The 26,758-nt window shown below is 58.7% G+C and carries 23 protein-coding genes; 12 read left to right on the plus strand and 11 right to left on the minus strand.

Features of this window, described 5'->3' with window-relative positions; translation table 11 throughout:
• Positions 1-94: 94 nt before the first annotated feature.
• Positions 95-3,010: a Tn3-like element IS1071 family transposase gene (locus AZ34_RS14125; protein ID WP_003049965.1), complete on the plus strand. Its 2,916-nt coding sequence runs from the start codon at positions 95-97 to the stop codon at positions 3,008-3,010.
• A gap of 184 nt (positions 3,011-3,194) precedes the next feature.
• Positions 3,195-3,848, plus strand: a complete 654-nt coding sequence (locus AZ34_RS14130) for an SOS response-associated peptidase (protein ID WP_035609191.1) — start codon at positions 3,195-3,197, stop codon at positions 3,846-3,848.
• Positions 3,849-4,144: 296 nt separating this feature from the next.
• On the opposite strand, the gene AZ34_RS14135 is transcribed toward AZ34_RS14130, so the two are convergent.
• From AZ34_RS14135 to AZ34_RS14145, 3 genes are read right to left on the minus strand one after another with little or no spacing between them, the layout of a single operon-like run.
• Entirely contained in the window at positions 4,145-5,617 is a 1,473-nt protein-coding gene (locus AZ34_RS14135) for an efflux transporter outer membrane subunit (protein ID WP_035609193.1), read from the minus strand.
• Positions 5,614-8,772: an efflux RND transporter permease subunit gene (locus tag AZ34_RS14140; RefSeq protein WP_035609195.1), complete on the minus strand. Its 3,159-nt coding sequence runs from the start codon at positions 8,770-8,772 to the stop codon at positions 5,614-5,616. Before AZ34_RS14140 ends, AZ34_RS14135 begins: the two co-directional genes overlap by 4 nt.
• Positions 8,773-8,804: 32 nt before the next feature.
• A complete protein-coding gene (locus AZ34_RS14145; RefSeq protein ID WP_231495539.1) occupies positions 8,805-9,968 on the minus strand; it encodes an efflux RND transporter periplasmic adaptor subunit in 1,164 nt (387 codons plus the stop codon).
• A gap of 204 nt (positions 9,969-10,172) precedes the next feature.
• On the opposite strand from AZ34_RS14145, the gene AZ34_RS18405 reads away from it, so the two are divergent.
• Entirely contained in the window at positions 10,173-10,334 is a 162-nt protein-coding gene (locus tag AZ34_RS18405) for a hypothetical protein (protein WP_155831824.1), read from the plus strand.
• A 234-nt stretch (positions 10,335-10,568) separates the two neighbouring features.
• Here the strand turns inward: AZ34_RS18405 and AZ34_RS18045 are convergent, their stop codons facing one another.
• A complete protein-coding gene (locus AZ34_RS18045; protein ID WP_081767228.1) occupies positions 10,569-10,985 on the minus strand; it encodes a cupin domain-containing protein in 417 nt (138 codons plus the stop codon).
• 33 nt (positions 10,986-11,018) lie between these two features.
• Positions 11,019-11,390, minus strand: a complete 372-nt coding sequence (locus AZ34_RS14150) for a cupin domain-containing protein (RefSeq protein WP_035609197.1) — start codon at positions 11,388-11,390, stop codon at positions 11,019-11,021.
• Positions 11,391-11,672: 282 nt separating this feature from the next.
• Between AZ34_RS14150 and AZ34_RS14155 the strand changes: the two genes are divergently transcribed.
• The gene (locus AZ34_RS14155) at positions 11,673-12,431 is read left to right on the plus strand and encodes a LysR substrate-binding domain-containing protein (RefSeq protein WP_231495540.1); all 759 of its coding nucleotides are present in this window, start codon (positions 11,673-11,675) and stop codon (positions 12,429-12,431) included.
• Positions 12,412-12,801 (plus strand): hypothetical protein, encoded by a 390-nt coding sequence (locus AZ34_RS14160; RefSeq protein WP_051509869.1) that lies wholly within the window; start codon positions 12,412-12,414, stop codon positions 12,799-12,801. The genes AZ34_RS14155 and AZ34_RS14160 overlap by 20 nt, the downstream gene beginning before the upstream one ends.
• 132 nt (positions 12,802-12,933) lie before the next feature.
• On the opposite strand, the gene AZ34_RS18050 is transcribed toward AZ34_RS14160, so the two are convergent.
• Together AZ34_RS18050 and AZ34_RS18055 are read right to left on the minus strand one after the other, a co-directional pair.
• Positions 12,934-14,592, minus strand: a complete 1,659-nt coding sequence (locus tag AZ34_RS18050) for an ATP-binding protein (protein ID WP_081767230.1) — start codon at positions 14,590-14,592, stop codon at positions 12,934-12,936.
• Positions 14,593-14,633: 41 nt separating this feature from the next.
• Positions 14,634-15,950, minus strand: a complete 1,317-nt coding sequence (locus AZ34_RS18055) for a DNA cytosine methyltransferase (protein WP_081767231.1) — start codon at positions 15,948-15,950, stop codon at positions 14,634-14,636.
• A 44-nt stretch (positions 15,951-15,994) separates the two neighbouring features.
• Between AZ34_RS18055 and AZ34_RS18410 the strand changes: the two genes are divergently transcribed.
• Entirely contained in the window at positions 15,995-16,747 is a 753-nt protein-coding gene (locus AZ34_RS18410; RefSeq protein WP_155831825.1) for a hypothetical protein, read from the plus strand.
• A gap of 94 nt (positions 16,748-16,841) precedes the next feature.
• Here the strand turns inward: AZ34_RS18410 and AZ34_RS14170 are convergent, their stop codons facing one another.
• Complete coding sequence (locus AZ34_RS14170) at positions 16,842-17,666, minus strand: hypothetical protein (protein WP_155831826.1); 825 nt, start codon at positions 17,664-17,666, stop codon at positions 16,842-16,844.
• 398 nt (positions 17,667-18,064) lie between these two features.
• On the opposite strand from AZ34_RS14170, the gene AZ34_RS14175 reads away from it, so the two are divergent.
• From AZ34_RS14175 to AZ34_RS14190, 4 genes are all read left to right on the plus strand, one after another.
• Positions 18,065-20,779, plus strand: a complete 2,715-nt coding sequence (locus AZ34_RS14175; RefSeq protein WP_197026561.1) for a Mu transposase C-terminal domain-containing protein — start codon at positions 18,065-18,067, stop codon at positions 20,777-20,779.
• A 2-nt stretch (positions 20,780-20,781) separates the two neighbouring features.
• A complete protein-coding gene (locus AZ34_RS14180) occupies positions 20,782-21,987 on the plus strand; it encodes an AAA family ATPase (protein WP_035609206.1) in 1,206 nt (401 codons plus the stop codon).
• Complete coding sequence (locus AZ34_RS14185) at positions 21,968-23,329, plus strand: TniQ family protein (protein ID WP_035609208.1); 1,362 nt, start codon at positions 21,968-21,970, stop codon at positions 23,327-23,329. Before AZ34_RS14180 ends, AZ34_RS14185 begins: the two co-directional genes overlap by 20 nt.
• A gap of 100 nt (positions 23,330-23,429) precedes the next feature.
• On the plus strand, positions 23,430-23,735 hold the full coding sequence (locus tag AZ34_RS14190; protein ID WP_035609210.1) for a HigA family addiction module antitoxin: 306 nt from the start codon (positions 23,430-23,432) through the stop codon (positions 23,733-23,735).
• A gap of 51 nt (positions 23,736-23,786) precedes the next feature.
• Here AZ34_RS14190 and AZ34_RS14195 read toward each other — a convergent pair whose 3' ends face one another.
• From AZ34_RS14195 to AZ34_RS18415, 3 genes are read right to left on the minus strand one after another with little or no spacing between them, the layout of a single operon-like run.
• Positions 23,787-24,605: a metallophosphoesterase gene (locus tag AZ34_RS14195; RefSeq protein ID WP_035609212.1), complete on the minus strand. Its 819-nt coding sequence runs from the start codon at positions 24,603-24,605 to the stop codon at positions 23,787-23,789.
• Complete coding sequence (locus AZ34_RS14200) at positions 24,602-25,024, minus strand: HAD domain-containing protein (protein ID WP_035609214.1); 423 nt, start codon at positions 25,022-25,024, stop codon at positions 24,602-24,604. Before AZ34_RS14200 ends, AZ34_RS14195 begins: the two co-directional genes overlap by 4 nt.
• Before the next feature lie 13 nt (positions 25,025-25,037).
• Positions 25,038-25,490 carry a hypothetical protein gene (locus AZ34_RS18415; protein WP_155831827.1) on the minus strand — a complete coding sequence of 151 codons (453 nt, stop codon included), beginning with the start codon at positions 25,488-25,490 and terminating at the stop codon, positions 25,038-25,040.
• A gap of 271 nt (positions 25,491-25,761) precedes the next feature.
• On the opposite strand from AZ34_RS18415, the gene AZ34_RS19050 reads away from it, so the two are divergent.
• Positions 25,762-26,040, plus strand: a complete 279-nt coding sequence (locus AZ34_RS19050; protein ID WP_081767232.1) for a DUF433 domain-containing protein — start codon at positions 25,762-25,764, stop codon at positions 26,038-26,040.
• 39 nt (positions 26,041-26,079) lie between these two features.
• Positions 26,080-26,685 carry a 5' nucleotidase, NT5C type gene (locus tag AZ34_RS14210; protein WP_035609221.1) on the plus strand — a complete coding sequence of 202 codons (606 nt, stop codon included), beginning with the start codon at positions 26,080-26,082 and terminating at the stop codon, positions 26,683-26,685.
• Positions 26,686-26,758: the final 73 nt, after the last annotated feature.

Genomic DNA, 26,758 nt, shown 5'->3' on the forward strand with positions numbered 1-26,758 from the left:
GGCGCGGGGGTGGTCTGGGTAGACCGTTGATTTCATTGACTTTCCTGTTCGCTTTGTAAACGGGTATGGTGGCCTCCCACTTTTGAGGTTCACGATGCAGGGTTGGCACACAACGTTTTTGGGGATGCGTGGGCTCCCCCGCGATATCAGCGACTTCGAGATGAAGGCATTTTTCACCTTCGATGGTGCCGAGCGCGACGCAATCAATGCACGCCGAGGTGATTCCCACAAGCTTGGTCTGGCGCTCCATATTGGTTTCCTGCGCATGAGTGGGCGTTTGCTCGGTGCCTTTCGGGTAATTCCAGTAGCCTTGTGGCGCCACCTTGGCAACGAGCTTGGCATTGCAGCACCAGAAGTCGCCTCGCTGAGAGCCATGTATGAACGCGGGCGCACGCTATTCGATCACCAACAAGTAGCCTGCACGGTCCTTGGATTCCAGTGGATGAGCGAGCACCAGCGCCGCTCACTGGTACGTGAACTGCGCGACGAAGTGGCGCGCTGCGCCGACCGCGATCAGCTACTCGTGCGGGCGCGTCAATGGCTGTACAAGAACAAGCTGGTGATCGTGCACGAGCGGGCAATTCGGACACTGATTGCGGCGGCACTTGCCCAGCTTGAAGTTGAAACAGGCACCGCCATCGCCGCCAGCGTTGATCCAGCAACACTTGATCGCTGGCGAGCCTCAGTTTCAGAGCTGCGCCCAGATGGACAAACCCAGCAGAGTTGGCTATGGGCTGCACCGGCGAAACACTCAACCCGCCAAATCAGCGAGGTACTGGAGCGCATCGACCTGCTTTACACGCTGGACGTTCATAAGCACCTGGCAGACATCCCCGATCTCATCTTGCGCCGCTACGCGCGCCGACTTGTCTCCAGGCCGCCCTCAGCCGGAGCCAAGATCAAAGAGCCAGCGCGCACCGTGGAGGTCGCATGCTTTCTTCGGTATTGCCTGTTCACCACCACAGACCAGTTGATCCTTATGGTGCAGCGCCGGATCGCCGATCTGTGGCGTCAGGCTGCCGCCGATGTCCCCGCTACCGTCAATTGGGCCGCAATGTACAAAACGCTGCTCGGCGAACTTGTTGCCTTGAGCGCGCAAGGTGCGGTGCCAGATGCTGAGTTGCGTGCCCGTCTTGAAGCCTTGATCACCGAAACCCAGAAACGCAAACCACCGAGCAGGGCCTCCCTGGTCCGCGAGGGATTGATTGATGGAATTCGCCCCGTGCGGTCGTTGCTCGTCGCCATTGCAAAGCTGCCCTGGCAGGCCACCGGCGAGCATCCTGCCATCGAGTACCTTGCCAAGCTGCAAGCTTTATATCTCAAAGGATCCAGAAAGCTGCCAGTTGAAGTGGTGGCACCAAGTCTGGGAATGATCTGGCAGGTTTCGATCTCCAGCCCAGACCGGGAACGGGCGTTTCAGGCGTTGGAGGTGGCCACCCTGTTTGCCCTGCGCCGCGCGGTGCGCAATGGCTCGGTCTGGATTGAGCACAGCCTGAGCTTTCGGGGTCGTGCGCGCTTGTTCTTCACGGACGAGCGTTGGCAGGCAGAGTCCAAGAAACACTATGCCCGTCTATCGTTACCCAGCAAGGCTGCCACTTTCTTGAAGCCTTTGCTGGCCAGAGTAACTGCCGGTGTCGATGCGGTGGCCGCTGCAGCCCGCAGTGGCGTACTGCGCGTGGATGATGAACTCCATTTGTCGCCATTGCCCGCAGAGGACGAAGACCCAGAAGTGACCAAGCTGCGCGCGGCTTTGGATCACCGCATCGGTGAGGTTCAATTGCCGGAAGTGATTCTGGCCGTTGACGCCCAGGTGCGCTTTAGCTGGATCATGCTCGGACGTGAGCCGCGCTCTACCGACGAGCTGCTGATGGTCTATGCCGGCATCATGGCCCACGGCACCAGTCTGACTGCGGTCGAATGCGCGCGCATGATTCCGCAATTGTCTGCCACCAGCATTCGCCAGGCCATGCGCTGGGCGCGGGACGAACGGCGTCTGAGCCAGGCCTGCCAGGCTGTGCTGGAATTCATGCAGCGACACCCGATTGCCGCCACCTGGGGGCGGTCCGATTTGGCATCTTCTGACATGATGAGCATGGAGACCACCAAACGGGTGTGGCAAGCCCGGCTTGATCCTCGGCGCAACACACCTTCCATTGGAATCTACTCCCATGTAAAAGACCGGTGGGGCATCTTCCATGCGCAGCCCTTTGTGCTCAATGAGCGCCAGGCGGGCGTGGCCATTGAAGGTGTCATCCGCCAAGAAAAGCTGGAGACCAGCCAGCTTGCTGTGGATACCCATGGCTACACCGACTTTGCCATGTCACATGCCCGTTTGCTTGGTTTTGATCTTTGCCCGCGGTTGAAGGAACTCAAACAGCGCCACCTCTTTGTGCCACGCGGCACCAAAGTGCCCGCAGAAATCGCTGCGGTGTGCGAAGCCAATGTCGACGTCGCTTTGATCGAAAAGCATTGGGATAGTCTGGTGCACCTGGCAGCCTCGGTCATGAGCGGACATGCCAGTGCGGTGGCAGCTCTTGCGCGGTTCGGTTCTGCCGCCCAGGGCGATCCAATCTATGAGGCTGGCGTGCAATTGGGGCGGTTGCTGCGTACGGCGTTTTTGGCTGACTACTTTGTCAAGGACGCTTTCAGGAACGAGTTGCGCCGGGTGCTCAATCGGGGCGAGGCTGTTAACGCCCTCAAGCGCGCCATTTATACCGGCCGGATCAGCCCGGCGCAGGCCAAACGTGTCGATGAAATGCAGGCTGTGGCCGATGCGTTGAGCCTGATGGCCAACATCGTGATGGCGTGGAATACCTCACAGATGCAGGCGGTCCTGGATCGCTGGTCGAACCGCCGCCAGGTCATTCCACCGGAACTGATCGGGAAGATTGCGCCCACCAGGCTGGAGAGCATCAACTTGCGGGGTGTGTTTCGCTTCCCGGTTGACCGCTATGCTGACCAAATCCTGCCTTCGCGGCCAAATGCATCGATAACTGGCACCAATGGATGAAACCGACCACGGTTTGACGCCACGAATCGCAGATTTGAAAGTGAACAGGAAAGTCAATGAAATCAACGATCTACCAACACCACCTCCGCGCCAGTGCTAGCTTTTCGTACCGTCACTTATTGCACTGAAAACGAGGAGACCCCTTCACTGAAAACCGGCGCGAATCCGCGCATAGGATGGAACCATGTGCAGTCACTACGAAGGCGTGCGAGACGCCCAGGTCTTGCGAAAGGTGTTCCAGGTGGAGCCACCGGCCGACATGGGAAAAACCGATCTCTGGCCGGGATACCCCGGCCTGCTGATCCGCCGCCCTAGGGAGAAGGACTCGGGGGATGATGCAGTACCAGATCGGGAAGCGTTACCCGGCCTGTTTGGCCTGGTGCCCCACTGGGCGACCGACCTGAAGATCTGCCGCAGTACCTACAACGCCCGCAGCGAGACGGTGGCCACCAAACCGAGTTTTCGTGAGGCCTGGAAGAGGGCGCAGCACTGCATCATCCCGGCCCAAGCCATCTACGAACCGGACTGGCGCAGCGGCAAGGCCGTTCCCACTCGTATCGAACGGTCAGACGGTCGGCCCATGGGCATTGCAGGTTTGTGGTCTGCCTGGAAGTCTCCCCAAGGGGAATGGGTGCACAGCTACACCATGCTGACGACCAACGCCGATACCCACCCGCTGATGAACCAGTTTCACAAGCCGACCGACGAGAAACGCATGGTTGTGGTGTTGCCGGAGTCGGTCTATGACGAGTGGCTGGTGGCGACGGCTGAGCGCAGTGGGCAGTTGCTGGTGCCGTTTGCGGCGGAGGGGTTGAGGGTGGGGAGTGAACGAGATTGAAGGAGGGTGGGAGACAAGTTTGCAGCGATTGCCGTCGGTCGCGGCCGGGAGCTGATTTCACGTAGGATGGCACGAAGCTGTCATCAGCTAACCTGGCGCGGCAGCATGAATGGCCGGTATTGATGGGGCTGCTGTCATCCAACGTGGCAGGTCGCAGATTGCTCCGCCAACTCGCGGCGAATGTCAGCTGTGACTTTCGGGAATAAAGATGGTCGGGACCATACCTCGACTCGCAACAGCTCCAAACTAGTGCGCAGCGTGCGTCGGCTGGCCATCCCACCTAGACGTATGACGGCTCAACCGCCGTTTGCGGCAGCGGGCAAGGATAACGACCAGCGTCCTCCAAGGGTACGCAGCAATACCACTCGATTGGACTGTTCAATCTGTCGCAGGCTCACCAAGCCCTGCCGCGCAATGGAAAACTCGCGCTGTGCGTCCAGCAGTTCCAGCTGGCTGCTGGCGCCCAGGCGGTAGCTCTGTTCGGCCAGATCCAGCGTGCGCTGGGCTGCGTTCACCTGTGCGGCCTGCGCGGCCAGGCGCTCGGTCAGGCTGTCTCGCACCGCCAGCGCATCGGCAACCTCGCGGAAGGCCGACTGCAATGCCGCTTCGTAGTTGGCCATGGCCTCGCGGCGCGTGGCTTCGCTCACGTCCACCTGAGCGCGGCGGGCACCGGCATCAAACAAAGGCAACTCCAGACTGGGAATGACGCTCCAGAAACTGCTGCCGCTGCTGAAGAGGTCGCCCAGCTCCGGGCTGCGCCTGCCCGCGTTGGCCGTCAGCGTCAGGCGCGGGAATCGCGCGGCCCGTGCTGCGCCCACATCGAAGGCCGCGGCCTGAAGCGCCTGTTCTGCGGCCAGCAGGTCGGGGCGCTGCAGCAGCACCGCCGCTGGCAGGCCGCCAGGCAGATCGGGCAGGGCCGTGGCCTCGGTGACTTGGGCTGTGGGCAACAAGCTGTCAGGCAATGGCTGGCCCGCCAGCAGCTCCAGCGCCAAGCGGGCCTGGTTCGCGGCTGCCGCGCTGCGCGCCGCTTCGGCGCGGGCGGCTTCAAAAGCCGTCTGGGCGCGGGCGAGTTGCAGCCCGGAAGCCGCGCCCAGTTGGTACTGCCGCTCGATCAGGTTCAGCGTGCGCTGTTGGCTGGCGCGCAGCTCGTCGGCCAGGCGCACGCGCTGCACTTCCGCAGACAAGGCCAACCAAGCCTCTGCGACCTGGGTCACGAGGGTCAGGCGTGCACTTTGCTGCGTCTGTTGCTGGGCCAGAAAACGCGAGAGCGCCGCGCCCTCCAGACTGGCCAGGCGGTTGAAGAGGTCGATCTCCCAGGCCGTCAAGCCCAGACTGACGCTGTAGCTGGTGCCGGCATTGCCACTGGTGGTTCCGGTGGCGCCGCTTCCCGCGGTGGCACCCGCAACGCCGCCGGCGTTTCTCTGGCGTGTCGCAGAGGCCGTGCCTTCCAGCTCGGGCCAGCGCGCGGCCTCGCTGATGCCGTACTGCGCGCGAGCCCGGTCCACCGCTGCCATGCTGGCGCGCAGGCTGCGGTTGCCCGCCAGCGCCAGCGCCACCACGCGGCGCAGGCCTGCGTCCACAAAGAAGCCGTCCCATTCACTGGCCTCGGCGGCGTTGGTCAGCGTGGCTTCAGCGGTCACGGTGTCGGGCCTAAAGGTGTCGCGCAGCGACCCCTGGGGTGTTCCGACTGGCGGCACCAGGCTGCCGCAACCGGCCAACGCCAGGGTCAGCGCGGCCAGGATGGCCGACCTTGAACGGATGTGGTTCATGCCGTCACCTCATGAACAGGCGTTGCAGCTTCGGGTCTTGGCGTACCGCGCGAAAACAGCGACCTCACCCAGAGGTAGAACAACGGCACAAAGAAAATGCCCAGCACCGTGGCGCTGATCATGCCGCCCAGCACGCCGAAGCCGATGGCCTGCTGCGAACCCGATCCGGCACCGCTGGCCAGCGCCAGCGGCAGAACGCCCATGCCGAAGGCCAGCGAGGTCATGATGATTGGCCGCACACGCAGCCGACAGGCTTTCAGCGTGGCGTCGAACAGGCCCATGCCCTGTTGTCGCAGTGCCTCGGCGAACTCTACGATGAGGATGGCGTTCTTGGCGCTCAGCCCCACGGTGGTCAACAAGCCCACCTGGAAGAAAACGTCATTGTTCTGCCCGCCCAGGTGGCTGCCGGCCAGCGCGCCCAGGATGCCCAGCGGAACCACCAGCATCACGCTGAAGGGAACCGACCAGCTTTCATACAGCGCTGCCAGGCACAGAAAGATGAACAGCACCGACACAGCGTAGAGCAACGGTGCTTGGTCGCCGGAAAGCCGTTCCTGGTAGCTGCGGCCCGCCCATTCGTAGCCAACGCCGGCCGGCATTTCGCGCAGCAGTTCTTCCATCACCACCATGGCGGCACCGGAGCTCACGCCCGGCGGCACGTCGGCCTGGATCTCGAAGGCCGGGCTGCCGTTGTAGCGCACCAGTTGTCGCGGCGCCGTTGACCATGCGCTGCTGGCAAAAGCCGCCACCGACACCATCTGCCCGCTGTTGCTGCGCACGTACCAGTGCTTCAGGTTTTCGGGCGAGGCGCGGTAGGCGGCCTCGCCCTGCACCAGCACACGCTTGACGCGGCCACGGTCGATGAAGTCGTTCACATAACTGCTGCCCAGGGCGATGGACAGGGTGTCGTTGATGACGTTGGGTTGAACGCCCAGTGCCCCCGCCTTCTGATCGTCGATGTTGATCGTCAGCTGCGGGGTTTCGGCCAGGCTCTGCGTGCGGGTGCGCGACAACTCGGGGCGTTGGTTGCCCAGTTCTATCAGCCGATCCCGCGCGGCGATCAGCTGGGTTTGACCCAGCCCGCCCAGGTCTTGCAGAAAGAGCTGGATGCCGGCGCTGCCGCCCAGGCCGCGCACGGTGGGTGGCTGCACGATGAAGACCTGCGCGTCGCGCACCCGGCGACCCAGCTCGCGGCTGTAGCGCTCGGCCAGTGCGCCCGCGCCCTGGCCGGGATCGGGGCGTTCGGCCCAGTCGGTCAGGCGGATGAAGCCCTGGCCCGAGCCTTGGTCGCCGCCGGAGCCCCGCACCACGTTGTAGTACTGCACCTCAGGCTGTTCGGCGAGGTAGGCCTCCACCTGCGAGGCCACGGCTTCCATGCGCTCGCTGGTGGCGCCGGGCGCCATGCGCACCTGCAACTGCAGGCCGCCCTGGTCCTCGTCGGGCAGGAAGGACGTGGGCAGACTGACGTACATCCAGGCTGTGGCGCCGATCAGCAGCAGGAAGATGGCCACGCTGCGCAAGGTGCGCTTGCCCAACCAGTCGACGCCGCGTACATAGCGTTCGGTGAAGCGGTCGAAGCCGCGGTTGAAGCCACCGAAGAACCCGTCAAGCTGTTTGCCGAAGGGGCCGCCGTGGGCGGCATGTTCCCCCTGGTGCACAGGCCTGAGCAGCGTGGCGCACAGCGCTGGCGACAGACTCATGGCCACCAGCACCGACAGCACCATGGCCGTCACCACCGTGATGCTGAACTGGCGGTAAATGACGCCTGTGGAGCCGCCGAAGAAGGCCATGGGGATGAACACCGCGCTCAACACGACGGCAATGCCGACCAGCGCACCGCTGATCTCTTTCATGCTCTTCTGCGTGGCTTCGCGAGGACTGAGGCCTTCTTCTCTCATCAGGCGTTCGACGTTTTCCACCACCACGATGGCGTCGTCCACCAGCAAACCGATCGCCAGCACCAAGCCGAACATGGTCAGCGTGTTGATCGAAAACCCCGCCACCGCCAGCACGCCCATGGTGCCCAGCATCACCACCGGCACGGCGATGGCCGGTATGAGTGTGGCGCGCAAGTTCTGCATGAACAAATACATGATCACCACCACCAGCAAGACCGCTTCAAGCAACGTCTTCACGACGCCTTCAAGCGAGACGCGCACGAAGGGCGTGGTGTCGTAAGTGACGGTGGTTTGGTAGCCGGGCGGCAGGAACGGTTCCAATTCCTTCAGCTTGGCCTTGATGGCGTCGCCGGTGGTCAGCGCATTCGCGCCACTGGCTGGGAAAATGGCCATGCCCGCGGCACTGCGGCCATTGCTACGGATGTTGGTGGTGTAGCTGTCCCGCCCCAACTCCACGCGTGCCACGTCACCCAGGCGCAGCGCGGATCCATCAGGCTGCACGCGCAACACAACATCACGGAACTGCTCGACCGTGGTGAGCTTGGAACGCGCGGTGATGACGGCCGACAGCCGCTGACCTTCGGGCGCCGGGAGCGCACCGAGCTGGCCAGCGGACACCTCGGCGTTTTGCTGCTGCAGCGCGGTGCGGATGTCACCCGGCATCAGGCTGTAGCGTTGCAATTTGGCGGGGTCCAGCCAGATGCGCATGGCATAGCCCGAGCCGAAGACGTTGACGTCCCCCACGCCCTCCACGCGGCTGATGATGTCCACCAGCGTGCTGTTCAAGTAGTCGCCCAGATCGCCGGAGGTGACATTCGGATCGTCGCTGGTCAACAGGGCGACCATCAGGAACTCTGAACTGGCCTTGGTCACTCGCACACCCTGCGCCTGCACCGACTGCGGCAGTCGGCTGATGACGCTTTGCACCTTGTTCTGCACCTGCACCTGTGCGGTGTCGGCGTTGGTCCCCGCCTGGAAGGTGAGGAAGGTGCTGGCCGTACCGGCAGCGCTGCTGCTGCTTTCAATCGACACCAGTCCATCGATACCTTTCAGGCTCTGTTCGACGATTTGCGTCACCGAGTCTTCGATGGTCTGCGCCGACGCGCCGGGATAGCTGGTGTTGATGGTCACGCGCGTGGGCGCGATGTCGGGGTAGCGCTCCAGCGGCAGCGTCAGCGTGGCAGCGCCCCCGGCCAGCATGATGACGATGGCAAGCACCCAGGCGAAGATGGGGCGGTTGATGAAAAACGAGGCCATGGTGGGTGCCGGTGGTGGTTGTGTGGGCGAGATCAGCGGGCCACGGTGGCGTCCGTGGTCCCTGCGGGGGCAGCAGCGGCTGGCGCGCCGCCAGCGGCTTTGTCTGCCCCCTTGCCTGCCGCATCCGTGCGTGCGACTACAGGCGTCACCACCATGTCGGCGCGGGCCCGTTGAAGACCTTCGATGATCACGCGGTCACCCACCTTCAACCCGCTGCTCACCAGCCACTGGTTGCCCACGTCGCGTGCCAGGGTCAGTTGGCGGCGTTCCACCTTGTTGCCCTCACCCACCACCAGCGCGGTGGCAGCGCCGGTGGGCGTGCGGCTCACACCTTGCTGCGGTACCAGCAGCACGTCCCGGTCGACCCCGGCCAGCACACGGGCCTGAACCAGCATGCCGGGCAACAGCGTTCCCTGCGGGTTGGGCACCGTCGCGCGCAAGGTGACACTGCCGGTACCGGGGTCCACCCGGAGGCCGCTGAACTGCAGCGTGGCGGGTTGCGCATGCTCGCTACCGTCTTCCAGCACCAGTTGCACTTCGCGGCTGGCGGTCTGGTCGCCCAGCTGCTTGCGCAGCGACAGCAGTTCTGCGCTGCTCTGCACGATGTCCACGTGCATGGGGTCGAGCTGCTGGATGGTGGTCAGGGCCTGCGTCTGGTTGGCCGTGACCAGGGCGCCAGGCGTCACGGTCGAGACCTCGATGCGACCGCTGATGGGCGCCACGATCCGCGCCCGTTGCAACTGCACGGCAGCGGCGCTCAAGGCCGCCTGGGCCACGGCCACGTCGGCTTCGGCCTGGCGCAACGCCGCTTCGCTGTCATCGGCGGCCTGGCGGCTGATGGCGTCGGCGCGCAAGAGTTCTGCGTCGCGCGCGGCCTTCACGCGTGCGGCGGACATCTGGGCCTGGGCCTTTTGCAAGGCGGCCGCGGTGCGCGCGCGCTCCGCTTCGAAGCTAGACGCGTCCAACTGGTACAGGGGCTGCCCAGCGGCGACGATGCTGCCTTCGGTGAACAGGCGCTTGAGCACCAAGCCGCCCACCTGGGGGCGGATCTCGGCCACCTGGCTGGCGCTCAAGCGGCCGGGGAGTTCCAGCTTCAGGGGGGCGTCCTGCGCCGCGACGACGTATACACCCACCTCCGGTGCGGCGCGGGCAGCCGGCGCGGCGGGCTTGTCCTGACAGGCGGTCAACAAGCTCACCAACAGCAGGCATGTTGCCGGGGCGAGGAACGAAGGACGGAGGGTGGGGAGGCTCGGCATGCGTCCCATACTGCCTCCACAATGTGGAGACATATTGAAGAACCTGCCCCACCGAGGGGCGGGTGCCGGGTGCCTTGCACGGGTCAAACGACTTGGTGTAGCCTCCAACGTCATGTTGGATCCCCACCCAGCTCACCCCTGAGCATGAAGCTGAATCTTGCAGCCCGCCTGTTTACCGCCGTCCTGGGCGCTGCGATGGTGGTGGCCGTGGCCATGGGGGTGGGTGCCCATGTCAACCTGAACCGCGACTTCCTGGGCTACCTGAACGAACAAGCGGTGGGGCGCCTGGAAGATGAGTTTAGTTAGTCTGTTCATTTTCAATCTCCATTTCGATGAGTGCCGCATAACGACCCAAGCTCAGCGACCCGGCGCACGGGACGCGTGGATTGCAAACCACGACGTCATGCCGGGTTCGCTGCAGCGCATGGTTATGCGGCACTTGGTTGTGTACTTCATGGGCCTCTACTTTTCTGCTTACGACCAAAGGCGGCTGGTCGCGGTTACATTTTCCTTTCGTGATTATGAGGCGAAACTTTCTATTCAAGGCTTTCGGATGGATCTTCCTTTACCTTTTTCAGCCACGATGAATTCCAGCCATCGAACACCTTCAGTCTTACTAGGGTTCCAATGGGAATGAGTGGTGCCGGCCGGAACGAGTAGGCTGTCACCGGGTTTTAGGGTAATGGGTTCCTTGCCCTCCTCCTGGAAAACTGGTGTCCCAGAAACTACATAGAAGGTGACCGCCGCTGGATGAAAATGGCGAGGGTTGACACCACCTGGCTCGTACTTCACATCTATGACTGTGAAGTCCAGATTCGCTGTGCCGTCCACTCCGCGTACTATGAGATCCGTAGGTGTTACCCCAGATTTTTGTGGGATGTCTTTCGGATCTTGTGCGTGAGCTACAGACGCAGCTAGAGCCGCCCCGAATAAGATGAGTTTAGTTAGTCTGTTCATTTTCAATCTCCATTTCGATGAGTGCCGCATAACTTAGTCTTTCAATGGTCTGGGAATGGCCCGACCCTTATCCTTTTCAGACACGATGAATTCGAGAAAGCGGAGCTTCTCGGTTGCGCTGGGATTCCAATGCGCATGAGTCGTACCGGCCGGAACGAGCAGGCTATCTCCCGCGTGCAAGATGACCGGTGATTCGCCTTCCTCCTGCCAGATGCCGATACCGGAGAGGATGTGGAAGGTTATTGCGGCCGGATGGAAGTGCCGCGGATTGATTCCACCTGGCTCATATTCGACGTGATAGACGGCGGCTTCCTGGTTCGCCGTATTGGGCACGGCCGTTTTCAGTAAAGGCGCATGCGGGATTACTCCTCGTTTTTCTTGGGCGTAGGGCGGGGCGTAGAGCATAGAAAACTCCTATTGTAAAAATACCGATGCTGATAGGGAAAGCCTTTGATCATGCCTTCCTCCCGACGCTGCGAGATGTCTGATCTTTGCCCTGCCAGAGTCGGGTGCGCATATGGCAATCAGCCCATTGAAAACAGAGGCTGAGCCCGTGCTCCCGATCTTAGGTTTCCTGCTCATAGTGTTCGACGATAGAAGGCATATTAGCGTGCTGATGCTTGACTCGAAAACGCTTTTAACTTAGTGTGCAACCAACAAAAAGTTGGGGTCCATATGGTGCGGCGATTGCCTTCATTGAACGGACTGCGCGCGTTCGAAGCGGCCGGCCGGCATGGCAGTTTCACCGCTGCGGCGCGAGAACTGAACGTCACACAAACTGCAGTGAGCCGCTTGGTTCGCCTGCTGGAGGACCGTCTCGGCTTTGCGCTGTTCCGACGGCATGCGAGCGCGCTCGAGTTGACCGCTCAAGGACAAGCGCTGCTGCTCGGTCTTACCGATGCTTTCAATTCAATCGGCCGCCTCACCGAAAGCGTCGCAGCGATGCGCGCCGGCCCTGTGCTTACGGTGGGAGTGGGACCGACCCTCGCGGTCGCTTGGCTGATCCCGCGGCTGGCTAACTTCTATCGCAGCCACCCCGACATCGAGGTGCGCGTGGCGACCGGAGGCGCGACCCGCGCGGTGCGTGACGACTGGACCTGCACCATCCGGCGCGATACCAACGCGCTGCCGGGCCATACTGCAGAGCACCTGTTCTCCAGCGCCGTCGTGCCAGTCTGCACGCCGGAACTCGCATCGACGCTGCGCTCACCCGACGACCTGCGCAACGCAACTCTTATTGTCGCGTCCAACATGCCCAACGAATGGCCACACTGGTTTGCGGAAGCGCACCTATTCTCTCCACTGCATCCCGCCGGGGAGGTGTCATTCGAGAGCAACGCTATGGCGATGCAGGCGGCGCTGGATGGCGTCGGAGTCGCCATCGCTCAATTCCCTTATGTCGCTCTTGCCAAACGAGCAGACATTGATGGATCGCCTGCGAGCTGAACAGCGACGCGGTGCCTTCCAGGCTCATTCGTGCGGCATTGAGGAGCTTCAAGCCATTGAGGTCTTGGAGAAGCGCAAGAAGTTGGGTAAAGGCGAACTCTCCTCTATCGCCTTCGCGATGAAGATCCGCCAGGGAGTCATTACCGACGACAGGAAAGCTTGGCAGTTAGCAAAGGACTCTGGCCACGCGTACGCGCAGACGACACCGCACCTATTCTCATGGCTTATTTTCACCGGCAGGCTAGGCGACGGTGACAAGGACACGGTCATCACCCAACACATCGGTGCAGGGCGACACATAGCTCAGCACCTCCAGACAGCCTATGAGATAGCCCTGCAATGCAGGCTCAACTCAACGGCTAAATTCTGACTCGCCGGTGATGAGGATTCGCCGCCCCCAAAGCCCAGAGCAGATCGTGTTGAGCCTCGGTCCAGCTGACCCTGTAAATGAACGTTGTTCAAACCTGGGACAGGGTCAGTAACCTCTATTCTTCTTAACCGCTCACGAATAAGCCCAGACGAGCAAGTTTTCAAGATTGCCAACAAAGCGGTTGATTTCCTCAAGGCTGGGCTGGTAATGTGCATGAGATGCGTTGTTCAAAAGCACTACATCTTTCTGTTGCCCACCCGCAATACTGTTGATTGTCTTGATCAATCGAAAGTCATTCTTTGCATCAAAGAAATCTGTCGTGTGGGTATTCATGTAGTTGATTAATGCGACAACACCTTTGTCGGCGACCTTCGGATATTCTTTGGGGAAAGAGCGCTGAATCTTCAACAACATCCCTGCCTCTAAAACGGCACGCAGACACATAGAAAGAGCAATTTCGCGTCGCGTTCGATACAGCAGCAACGCCTCGGAAATTACTGCCCGTAGTGCAGTTGAGGCATGAGGGGATGCTTGCAGATCCGTCATCACCTTTTCAGTAGGCTCAGGCAAGGGAGGAGCGGGAGTTGGCCGTGGCGCCGCCCCTCCCCCCACCCCGCTGCCGGAACCGCCACCTCCGGCAGGACTCGGTGCTGGGGGTTTAGGCCGAGGTTTAGCGGCGTTAGTCACATTGCGATTGAATTCCGCTTCAGTCTTGAAGTGTATGACCTTTGTCGAATCAGTTCGATATGACTCAGCTTGGGTTTTGAGCTCTAGCACCTTCGGCAACGTCATTAAATGTTCGCCGAATTCAGACTCCTTGAAATCAAAAGCATCCTTGGTATATGTGACAGGCAAATCGTCGGCAAAAAGAATCCCGTATACACGTTGACGCGCATACTTGTTGCCAGTACCAAACAAGTTTGCTGGTACGAACGGACGATTCGTTGTACCGCAAATAACGCGCTCATGCCGAAAGATAACAAGCCCGGGGTTTGATTTGTAGCTCCCCTTTTCTAATAGGCTGATAGTCCCGGTCACCCTGGACCCCTTAAACATTGTGTCAATTTCGACGGTCCAAACACGCTTCTTTCCAATGGAATACGTCTGTTTTCCTACAGACCGAAATTCTGGTGCATCGAGTATTGGAGCAATGACAGTAGGATCGAATCGCAAATTCGTTGGCGTCCCATCGAAATATGCTGTTAGTTCCAATCGCGGAATTTCACCAGAGGTAAACCGCTGATAAACATCCCGAAGCTCGGCGCAAATAGATGCAAAGGCTTCTCGATCGATCGTACGACGAGGCTTTAGCAGTCTTATCGTGGTGTGGTTGTTGACTTTACTGACTTCGGAGGTGACATCGACCTCTTGCTGACCACTAGCGAGCAAAGCCGTGAGATCAAAGGTCAGACTGTGCTCTTGGGCTTCGGATCTTGGCTTAGTCGACAACTTCCACGTATCCGCAAACCACACGGCGGCGGCCTTCATCCCGATACCGAACTCACTCAATCCCTTGTGCTCAGGTTGCTTGGCCGGCTTCATCGCTTCAGCCAAACGTTCCCCAGGAATTCCAGGCCCGTTGTCGATGATCTCAATCGAATGAGCCTTTGCTGTATCTACATACTCCGTAGAGTAGAACTTAATTTCAACTTTAAGAGCGGTCTTAGTTTTTTCTTTCAAATGTGCCGAGATGGCATTATCCACAAACTCTGCAATCGCGTAGGCGGGGTCATACCCCTGGACTCGCAAGAGGTTGTACATACCCATGTCTGGAGCAACATTGACTTTCATGATCTTCCTCCCTTTTAATATAACTTGCGATCAGAAGTCAGCTAACGTATGGCCGCCCTAGCCACTTCGGTCACGATTCGTGCATTGACCGCATTGCCGAGAGCACGAAATGCTCGTGGACTACTCTCTGGAAATACACGCAGTTCCTCCAGAGACTGTAAAGACGCGGCTTCGCGAACTGCGAGATACCTTTTTCGCTTTCCGATGATCGGGGTCTGTGTAGGAGTCATGGCAACCAGCGAAGGAACCAAATGACTGCGCATTACGCGAATGCCCGATGCCCGAAATTGAATTGTGTGTGACCACAAATCAAACTTTGATCGATCACCACGCCACTCAAGCATTTGCCAGCTTTTGTAGCTTTTTTCTATGGCAATCTTCCACTCATCCAGAAAATCCGAGTCCTGCTTGTATAGCTCGCGTGAGATTTCTGGCGATCTACGGAGCCATTTTGGCAAAGTACCACTGCGGGCGTAGTGAGGAAGCAGTTCAAGCGCCTCGTTTCGATCAGCCGCATGAGCCAGACTGATTCCATAAGCACCTTTAAAGCGGCGCCATCCTTTTAGTGGAAGACCGTCTAGAGGATAGGTAGCGCCGAACTCTGGCGCAAGGATTGTGGAGCTGGTTTCAGGTCGAATACGACGCACGAACTGCGCCCACTTTTCCAACACCAGGCTTTTCGCTGGCTCAATCCTACGCACGTCTTCGCCAGCATGATTCTCTAGAAATTCGGCAAGCGGCTTGACTTTTGTACTGATTGGGTCTGGCCACTCAAAAGCAGGAATATCGTTACGCCTAGCGACAATGAAAACTCGCAACCGTTGCTGCGGAATCCCGAACTGTAGCGGTGAATATACGCGGTGATCCACGTGATAGCCCAGACGCCGGAAACCTTTAACAACATACTTCCAGAATGAACCGTCCGCGATCGTGAGTACGTTTGGAACATTTTCCAAGAAGACATACTTGGGACGATGATGATCCGCAATGCGTAAAACGTCATCGATTAACCGACCTGAATCAGGGCAAGCTGCACCTCGCTTTTTCCCAGCGAGAGAGAATGGTTGACAAGGAAAACCCGCGCAAAGAATATTGTGCTGAGGCACATCGGTAGCCTGCACTTCGCGAATATCCCCTGCGGGTAATTCGCCGAAGTTACTTAGATAGACAGACCGTAGCTCTTCGTCAATCTCGCTTGAAAAAACACACCGATGCCCGAGCCGCTCCAGCCCCACACGAAATCCACCTAGACCAGAGAAAAGGTCAACAAAGGCATAGCGCACCGGAATTTCGTTCAAATTCTGGGCGCAATCTTCAGTCTGAAAATCTTCAAACTGTTTTGTAATTTTTTCCTCCATCGCTCCCTCTCTCAATGAAATGTATCGTACGATACACTCAGAATATGAGAAACGTCAATCCCACGCGTGGTTTTTATGCGTATCTTGAGTCCGCAGGCGAAGTGTTCAATCAAAAACTCTTCGGCAATACGCTACCCGCCCCCTTGTTTACATTGCGCCGCCACGGCCATGGCCTTGGGTATTTCTCCGGTCGAAGGTGGAGCGCAGGGTCTGGCAAGCGGGTGAATGAAATCACCTTGAATCCAGAGCTCTTTGCTCAGCGTCCACTGCTAACACTTTTACTGACCATAGTCCAAGCTCAATGTGATATGTGGCAACACCTGCATGGCGAACCGAGCCGACCTGGTTACAGAAACGCGCAGTGGACGCGCAAGATGATCGACATCGGTATCAAGCCTGTTTCGCGAGATGAACAATCGCAGCGGCAGACAGGCCAAGGCCTGGACCTGATACCGCAACCCGGAGGGAAATTTCTTGCCGCTTGCGCGGAAATCGCCGGCGATTCAGGGCGGCCACCATTTTCCGAGCGCTGGCTGAAGTCGGAAATTACGCCAGAAAGACCTTTAGCTGATTTACCAAAAGACATCTCCAAATTGCTTTCATCTCCGGTTGGCCCCGCGGTGATCGATCCTCAGCTGCAGGAACAGATGGATCTGAAAGAGGCCAAGCGCAAGATTAAGTACACGTGTCTTAATTGCGATGTCAATGTTTGGGGGCGCCCAAACCTAGCGCTAATCTGTGCGCTATGCGGTGAAAAACTACGACCTAAGCAACGGGCACGTACAAAAGATTGTTGACATGTCGGATCGTCGATGCTCATTACTGTGTACGTGAGATGGCTGCGTGATGTGCATTCGACCAGGCGCTTGAGGGCGTTTTTGTCAATGCAATCTACCAAGAATAGTCTTGACGAGTCACCTGCGCAGACCACATCTGCAGCGCCAACCGATCTGGCCGAGGCAAGGACTCAAGATGTGAGTTCATCCGCCTCTCTGCGCTTGCTTGCCAATGCCTGATTGCCCGGGCAATGTCGTTGTTCTTGGCAAGCCCACTTCGATCCACAACCAGGCACTCGATCAAGCGCAGACACATCGCTTCAAGCAAGACGAGTATCGACTGCTGCTTCGGGAACTGAAAACCTGCATCCTTTCCAAAACTGAGGAGCCGCGTCCGCGCACCCAGCATGGCGTGAACGAACCTCATGCCTGTTTGCCCAAGATAGCTCATCCGAGCTTCGATTAAGCAGACGGCGACTCCGTCCAGGCCCGTCACCCTGGACCAGAGTCTGTCCAGTTCTTCAGCTTTGTGATGGACTTTCCAGAAGGGCTCTTCATCAGCATGCAACCTCGCCAAATCCCCATCAGATGAGCTGTCCACAAATGGCGACCATATCGATGGAGCCATGGACAGGTAGAGCTCTCTCAGGCGTTGAGGTCCCAGCAGCCGATCAAAGTCCATCAGTTCCCAGATCGGGTGATAGAAGATTTCGGCCGTTCCCGGATAGATCCGATCAAGGCGCAGGATCAGGCTGGATTTGGCTTGCTCCTGGGCACCCTGCGGCATCACGTCCCCGCGCAAGTAACGCGGCCATAGCCCACTAGAAAAACGCAGCTTGGGGTGCGATTTTGAAATCAGTCTCTCAAACTGATCGGCCTGCACGGCACCGCTGGCCACCATTACATGATGACTCCAGACGATGACGCGTAGTCGCTGCAACAGCGGGGTTGCTGGTCGCCCACGCTTGGATGCGATTCTCCGTTCCAAGATGCAGGAAATAAATTCCCATTTTATTTCCTTTCCGTCTATCGACCGTTGACGAAAAAAAGAGCTGTCGTAGTTTGGTTCTTGCCACGGCAAGTGCTGTGGTGCCCGCGCTTTTCAGCCGGGCTTCACCAACCGCCACGCAGGAGCAAGAGCACACACAAGGACAGCCAGAAATAAAAAAGCCCGGGTCCGGCAAGACCCAGGCTTTTTCCCTCAGCCGTCATAGCTTTGGTTGAAACGCTTCAAAGTATATGACTCCTGTCGCACACGTCAAGTCGTGCGCGGAGGGATTCTTTTGCCTGTCGATTTGTAGAGTTCTCAGCGACCGCGTGGCATTTCAGGAGTCTGAAATGTCGTCTCAAGAGCAATTGGCGGACCTGTTCCACCGGCGTCGACTAAGCGCCGACGCCATCGCCATGATCGAGAACATCCGGCAGAGTGAGCCGTCTCGAATCCTGCGCAGCGGCACGCATAACGTCGTGACGCACTACACCAGCCGAAAGATGGGCTGTGTGATCAAAGCGGAGGCACGTCGTACAGAGTTGGCCGCCATCTTCCAGTGGGACCATGACGATGTCACCCACGAGTTCTACGACCAGCCGCCGGCGATCAAGAAGATCCACGATCTGGGTAACGGAAAAACCAGAAGCCACCTGTACACACCAGATTTTTTCCGCATCGCGGAAGACTTCGTGGGTTGGGTCGAATGCAAAGCGGAAGGGTGGTTGCGGGAGCAAGCCACGTCGCCCTCACCCCATTACATCCAGGACAAGACCGGCACCTGGCGGTGCCCGGCCGCGGAACGCTTTGCTCACGCATACGGGTTGGACTACACAGTCCGCTCCTCGGTCGAATCGGATCCCATTGTCATTCAGAACATTTCTGACCTTTCCGACTACTACCGCGAAGACTGTCCTGAGCCGACGATACAGCAGCTGAAGCAGATTCAGGATGCCTTGCGCGATGGTTGGTGCTGGCTGCGCGATCTCCTGAAATGCGGCGATGGACCGATGGCCGATGCCATCTACAAGCTGATCGCAGACGAAAAACTGCACGTCGACTTGCGCGTGGCATCCCTCATGCGCGAGCCTCACAGGGTCCGAGTGTTCAGGACTCGCGCCCTGCTGGAATCCTCTGAAATCTGGTTTGAGCCGCTGCTTGCCACGTCTAGTACTGGGATCCGTAGCGTGACGCCGACATCTGGTTCGGCCGTGGTCTGGGACGGATCGGCTTGGGAGATCGTCAATGCCGGAGACACCGAGATCTTTCTGCGCAGAAAGAATACTGATGGAAAGGAATGCGTCCAACGCCTGCCCGTGGCCGACTTCGAGCAGTTAGTTGGCACCGGATCGATCGCCGGTACGACCGCGATTACGAATCCACAACTGGCCGCCGCTGGCGCTCGGTTGTGCCGGGCTACGGCCGAGGATATCCGCTCGGCCATGCATCGCTACTACTGCATCCACCCTGAGCTCTGTCCGCCTACGGAGAACCATCTCGCCAGTTCGAGGGCCATCCGCAAATGGAAGCGGTTCGCACAACAAGGACTGATTGAATACGGGAATGAATTCGTCGGGCTACTGCCTCAGATCCATGACCGGGGCAATCGCGCGCGCCGACTTCCCCCACGCGTGCTTGAAATCATTCATGAAGTCATTGACCAAGAAGTTCAATCCAGCACCGCCCCGGGGAATTTCAACGCATGGTCACTGGTTGTCAACACCTGCCGCAAAGAGGGCTTGATGTTGCCCAGCCGCAAGACCTTTACTGCTGAGATTCAGCGAGTGACAACGCCAGAGGCACTGAAGAAGGCACGAGAAGGTGAAAAAGCCGGATACAGCTTGGAACTGCCTTTCCTCATCCTGGAGCGAGATACACCCAAACACGGTACACGCCCTTTCGACATTGCCCACATCGACCATACACAGCTCGATTTGCAGTTGGTCAATGAGGCTACGGGCGCGCCCATGGGAAAGCCATGGCTGACAGTCATGATCGATGCCTACACACGGATGATCCTGGCTTGGGTCCTTCTCTTTGTTGAGCCTAGCTACCGATCCTGCATGCTGGTTCTGCGTGACTGTGTGCGGCGACATCACCGGCTGCCACGGACTCTTGTCTCTGATCAAGGACGGGAATTCCTGGGAACTTACTACGAGCAGTTGCTAGCCATGTTCGGCGTGAACAAGCGAACGCGTCCTGCTAGCCAACCCCGATTCGGCAACATCATTGAACGCGTCTTCGGAGTCCAGAACTCGCAGTTCACTCTTGCATTGATCGGCAACAACAAAGCTCTTCAGTCGCCGCGGAGCATGTCTCCAACTCACGATCCGCGCGACTTGGCGGTTTGGAATCTGCGTGCTTTCAGAGAATCCTTCGATGGATACCTGGGAGAGGTCTATCACCAGGTGGAGCACCCTGCGCTAGGTATTAGTCCAACGATTGCCATGGAAATAGGCATGGTGCAGTCGGGCGAACGCAGTCACACCCTGATTCCCTACGACCAAAATTTCCTGATCCTGTCCATGCCCACGAATACCAAGGGCACGTCTCGCGTTCAGCGCGACGGAAGCATCAAAGTCAACCGGATCGACTATTTTTCCAACGCTCTGTTGGACTACGTCGGCCAAAACATTCCTGTGCGGTACGACCCGTTCGATGTTTCCCATGCCTATGCCTTGGGGAAACTCGGATGGATTGAGGCCACGAGCATGTATCGAAGCGAACTGGCAGGCCGCTCCGAAAAGGAAATCGAAGCCATCTCCCAAGAGATCAATGAGGTCAACAGGCGCGATGGCGTACGGGAAAAAGACCGTGCTGCCCTTCTAGGCGCTTACCTCCAGAAGATTCGCGGACGCGAGGCAAAACTGAAGCTGGAACTTCAGCGCACACGCGATCGCGAGCTTCGCTCCACCGATCAGGATGTCGGCCTGCTTACAGGCCCCGCGGATTCCAGCGACACCCTCTCGCCGTCGCCACTTTCCCCGCCGCATCCGTCCCCCTCCGAGCCGACAAAGGATGTCGGCTTCGACTCCATCTCCCAAGAGGCGTACAAGGACTTCTGAGCATGCAATACATCGAATCGAAATTCCCTCCCGAACTCCTGAGCGACGCGAGCGAGAAGAAACTGGACTACTTCAAGAAAAAGATCGTCAGCCATCCCCACCTTGTGCAGTCCTACAACCTGGCTCTGGACTGCATCGAGTTCAGCGAAAAAGGCGAACTCGTCTGGATCGTTGGCCCCGCCGGCGTCGGAACAACCCAGATCGTTCGCAGACTTTGGAAAGACACCAGCAACGCGCCCTCTGAACCGGATGAGGATGGAATGGCAGCACCGACAACAGCAACTGTCGTTGTCGATGCGCCAGACAACGCCGAGCGTATCAACACGCAATACTGGATCCGATTGCTGGGCGACCTCTTGCACGCGCATGGCGACGTTCTGATCGACCGCAAGATCTACGTTCCACCAAGTCAGTTCACTCTGACACATCCAATCCCGTATGCGGATCCGCGCAACCGGAACTTCGACACGCTGAAGCACGCAGCCATCAGCATGTTGAAACACCGCCAGACTCAACTTCTCTTGATCAATCAGGCAGACCGTCTTTTTCCAGAGTCTCATCCGAGCGGCTGTCTCCAAAGTCTGCAGATCCTCAGAGATCTGGCAGCACAGACGGATACCCGAATCGTCCTGATTGGCAGCTATCAACTGGCTCGCACCGCCTGCACTCGCAACAACTGGCTGCATCGCCAGCACACAGTGCATTTGCGGCGTTACGACCCAACGGATTCGGATGAATTCAACGCCTACGCCCGGACACTTATCAATCTTCTGGCGCATATGCCGACCGAGCAACGCATGGAGACTCTCAGCCTGGAAGGTGCAAAGAAGATTTGCATCAGCACAGTTGGGTGCATTGGGACATTGAAGAGAACGCTGACGCGCGCGTTCCAGCATGCGCTGCGCACCGGCGAGAAGATGACCGAGGATTTCATCCTTCAGTTCACACCCTACAACACTGTGGCTCGCGAGATTGCGCGGGATGCAATGCATGGTGAACGCCTTCTCCTCGATGTCTCTCTGGACGATGTCAGGAGCGTTTTGAATGCGACCAATCCTGGCGCATCCTCAGGAACTGGGAATTCCTCGAACAGGTCCGCCCCAAAGAAAACCACCGGCACTCAAGGCGGCTTCAACCAACGTCGCATAGGCGAACGCAATTCGAGTCGAGACCCGGCGGGAGGAGCCTATGGCCCACGGCGCACTTGATCCCTTCGAGGCTGACGCCGGAGCCGTTATCCCACCCACCCTTTATGCACTCAGGAGGGAGGGGTCTTCGGAATCACCGGAAGGCTTGCTTTCCTGGGTTGTCGGCTTGGCCCACGCGCATTGCCTAGGCCCAAGGACACTCGTGAAATACCTGCTGGAGCAGTCCGAACGCCATGCGGACTTCTGGAGCGATACCGCGTACTTTGAGCGGCATTGCGCCACGGTCAATGGCTTGGGCAGGTACGCCCTAACGATGCTGGATGCCCTGGGCAGGCCGCGACCATCCAAGGCGCAGTGCATGACCCTCCTGGGATTGGCCCATCTGCTGCCTTTCAATGGGGAAGGCCTACTGGCCAGAAATCCCCGCTGGTGCCCAGCCTGCCTGTGTGAACAGGCCCGAAAGGGACAACGACCGCATCACCCTTTGGTGTGGTCGTTTGAACACTACCGGGTCTGTCATGTGCATCAGGGGTTCATGAGCGAGCGGTGCCCGGCCTGTGGCGCTGAGCAAGCGTTTTTGCCGATCTACCCCAGTCTTCTGCACTGCAACGCCTGCGGGGAATCCATGATCGTGCGGCCGCCGGGTCCCGCCGATCTGGAAGTTACCTCCTCGCAAGAGGAAATCTCGGCCTTTGACCGCTGGTCGGCCAGCGCACTCGTCGACTTGGTTTCTAGGATTCCCGAGCTTCAGCGCGCCGGCAGCCTGGCACAGATGCAACAGAACCTGGTGGACCTTGCCGCTTCATTGACCCAGGGCAACCGCAAGGGACTCTGTGAGGCGCTTGGGCTGCAGCCCAGGGCGATCAATGGCTGGCTCAACAAGGATGAGCGCCCTTCATTGGCCCTGCTGCTTCGGTTCTGCCATGGCCTCAACCTGCTTCCAGCCGATCTGTTCTTGGCCAATGGGGCGATTGGACGCGCCGAGCTTCCCAAACCAGCCCAGACGCCTTCGAGTGATCGACAGGAGCGGCCGATGCTGGGCTATCGGCAACGCGAGTTGCTTGAAAGGCAGTTGGAGCTGGTACTGGAAAATCCCTCGGACTACCGCGGCCTGGCTGCCGTCGCCCACCAGCTGGGCCTCAGCAGGCACGCCCTGAAGTACTGGTTCCCTGCCCAATCGAAAGAGATCGTACTGAAGCGCCGCATGGCCGAATCCCGAACTCTGGAACGACGCTACCGGACTGACCACGAATACCTCCAGCAGGTCATCACCGAACTTGTCGCATCCCGGGTCTATCCGAGCCGGCGCAAGGTGGAGCGCATGCTCGGTCAACGCCAGCTTTCCTTGATGCGGCCAGACCTCTACACGGCGTACAGGCGCCGTTTGATGAGCCTCCAATGAACAGGGAACCTCCGCAAATTGACTGCTACCACGTGCTGATTGAAAACACGCACTGAATCACAGGTCTATCATCAACTTCAGAAACATTACGGAGCACATCATGTTCAGGAATGGCATGCGTCCTGTCCACCCCGGCAAGGTGCTGTTGGAGGACTGCATCAAGCCCATGGGCGTCAGCGTGCGCGCCGTGGCTCTGGCCATGCACGTTCCCTACTCTCGCCTCAGCGAGATTACCAAGGGCAAACGGGGCGTGTCAGCCGATACGGCCTTGCGTCTGGAGCGCTACTTCGGCAGCGAGGCGCAAGGATGGCTCAATCTGCAAAGCGCGTATGACCTTCGCACTGCCGAGATAGCGGCCGGCAAGACCATTGCCAAGGAGATCAGGCCGCTTGCATTGGCGGTTTGACCCTAGAAAAGACACTCATCCCCACCCAGCAGTTGCCCAGCAACAGACGAGTCAGATGGTGATCACCAGATTGGGGTCCCAGCCCGTGTTCTCGAAAACGGCCTGCCCCATGTCCTGCGGCGACTGCACTTGCGGACCATTCTGGATGTATCCCGTCGGGTTGGACACAACTCTGCAGCGGCCGACCTTGTAGTCGAAGTTGTCATGGCAATGCCCGTGCAGCCACAAGTCGGCCTGGAACAAGAGCGGCGTGAGGTCGCTCACAAAGCACCCATTGAGTGAGTCCCCGACAAAACGCCTGTGCACACTCAGGGGATGCGGCGCATGGTGCGTGATAACGACCGTCTTGCCTTCAAACGGCTTGTTGAGCTCCGCCTCCAGCCATCTTCGACTGGATAGATGCGCATCCAGCGTCTGCTGCGGGGTGAGCAGGCCCGTGTCGGTCTCGATGCGGTAGTAGTCGGTCATGTGCTGGCTACCCTCCCGCATGCTCTGCTCTTGCGTGAGTCCACGCTGCCGAAAGTCCGTCCAAAGCGTGGAGCCCAGAAATCGCACTCCATCCAGCACCAGCTCGTCGTCGTCCAGGAAATGGATGCCGGCCTCTTCGCAGGCCTGGCGCAGCTTCAGCCGCGTTTCTTCCCACTTGCGGGCGTAGAACTCATGGTTGCCCGCAACATAGATGACGGGAACGGGCCAATCGCGGAATACGTTGACAGCCTGAATGCCGCGGTGGATGTCCCCTGCCAGAACCAAGACGTCAGCATTCGGCACAGGATGGATGATGGTCTGTTGGAGGAGCAGGCTGTCATTCCCACCGGAAGCCTTGACCAAAATTTCCAGGTGCAGATCAGAGGCGAGCTGAATCTTCATGCCAGCCACTGACGCAGTATGTCTTGAACGCGGGTTTCAGACAGTCCCCGTCGCCCATCGCACAGGATCAGCTCAGTGGGCGGAGGATTTGGAAACTCACGGGCCTGGTCATCCAGGATTCTGAAGGACTTGATCCAGGGACGGCCTTTTGTCCAGTCCTGGATTGACGGCCATCGACCCAGCGACGGTTTGGTGACACCCAGACAGACGTCTTTACCCAAACCCAACCGCGAGAGAAGGAACTCGGGTGAAGAAGTGAACCGATGTGAAGTGTGAAGCACGATCCTGAGATCGGAGTGGCCTGCGATGAGATCTTTCAGGATGGGCAACCAGACGAACTCGCGCATGCTGGTGGCCGGGCCCGAAGTGGCATGCAGAACACCATCAAAATCCAGGAACAGGATCTTTGCTTCGGTCATCGTTGTTTAGAAGTCATCGCAAGGTAAGCCCGACTGACACGCCATCAAACGCCTTGGGAGCACGCATACGCAGCAGGCGGAGGAAAGGATCCGTGATCTCCACAGCCTGGCCTCGAATTCCGTCCAACCAGACGCCAAAGACGTAGGAGGCATCGACATCATGCCAGCTGGGTCCATGGACCCGGTAGATCCGCCCCGAAGATGACGTACACGTCAAGGCCTCCAAATCCACGCTCTTGATGGATGAACAGACTCGACCTTCATCGGTACGGATATTGCGCCCGATCAAGTGTCGCGTCTTTCTTCCATCAGGCCAGCGAACACGGTAGAGTTTCCAGTTCACAAGGTCTGTTCTCGGCTCCTGACTGACAGGGGCAATGCCATGCACGCCGCCGCGGGTCAGATAAAGCACCAAGGTGTCGAACACCTCATCTCTGTCTGGGTGAAGCTCTTCCTTTTCACTCACATCACACCTCCTGCGTCCAGGATGGCCGTCTTCACTGGCCGTAGAACGATGGATCAGATTCTGAAAGCGGCAAACGCTTCAGGCAACGAATCCCATGTGTTTCGCTCGGAACATTTATGCTTCCCGGCAAATAGCTTCATACTGGGAGGGAGGTATTTCAAGAGCCGATTCGACGCCAGGACCAGTTGCGAGCTATGGTGCATGAATCCTCTCTTCGAGTTGCCAAGGCGCGGCGCGCTGAAGTTTCGACTCTCAGTGGGGCATTAAAACGATGATCAGCGTAGATCCCGATGTGATGGGCGGACTGCCCTGTTTCGCCGGAACGCGAGTTCCCATCGACAATGTTCTTGGTTCCTTGGAGCAAGGCGTGGACGTGAAGCGTCTGTGTGCAGCCTATCCATTCCTGACAGCTGAGCACATCTTGGCCGCGTGGCTTTATGCGGCATCACACCCACGCCATAGGCCATCAGGGCGACTCAGCGACACCTTCCTTGGCGCAGAGCCGGTGAGCAAGCTCACGCTTCAACGCATTCATCAGGGATTGATTTAGGCATTAGCTTGAACAGATGCTATCGAATGACTTCACAGCATGAGCAAGGGCATCATCGCGCTTGACGCTGATGGCGTGCTTCTTGACTACAGTCTGGCATATGCCAGTGCCTGGCAGAAAGCCTTTGGCGTGTATCCCCTGGAACGGGATCCATTGGCCTACTGGCCAATGGATCGGTGGCAGGTGGAGCACCTCGAAGGTGATCGGTTGGCCCAGTTTCGCGACGCCTTCGACTCGGACTTCTGGGCGTCTATCCCACCGGTGCCGGGAGCCGTCGAAGCATGTCAGTCGCTCGCAAACGCAGGATTCGAGTTGGTGTGCGTGACGGCGTTGCCGGAAGAGTTCTGCACGGCTCGCGAGCACAACCTGAGGGCCCATGGGTTTCCAATCGACATGGTGCACGTGACCGACAACGTGGCGACACCCATGAGCCCAAAGGCTGACAAACTGAAAGCGCTCAGACCGGTCGCGTTCGTGGACGACTATCTGCCCTACTTCGTCGGGGTGGATGCTGGAATCCATCGGGCGCTCATCACGCGCGGGGAAAATGGCTCACCGAACGTTGGTTCGCTACTGGCTCACATCGACTCGCGGCACAAAGACCTATTGGAATTTTCCCGTTCATGGTTAGCCGAACGGAAATGAAAAGCCGATTGTTCAGGGGATCTCAACCGGCGCTACTCTCAATGGAAATCGACACAGACCGTTATGCCTGGCA

It is taken from the genome of Hylemonella gracilis str. Niagara R (genome assembly GCF_000600295.1).
GTDB lineage: Bacteria > Pseudomonadota > Gammaproteobacteria > Burkholderiales > Burkholderiaceae_C > Hylemonella > Hylemonella gracilis_A.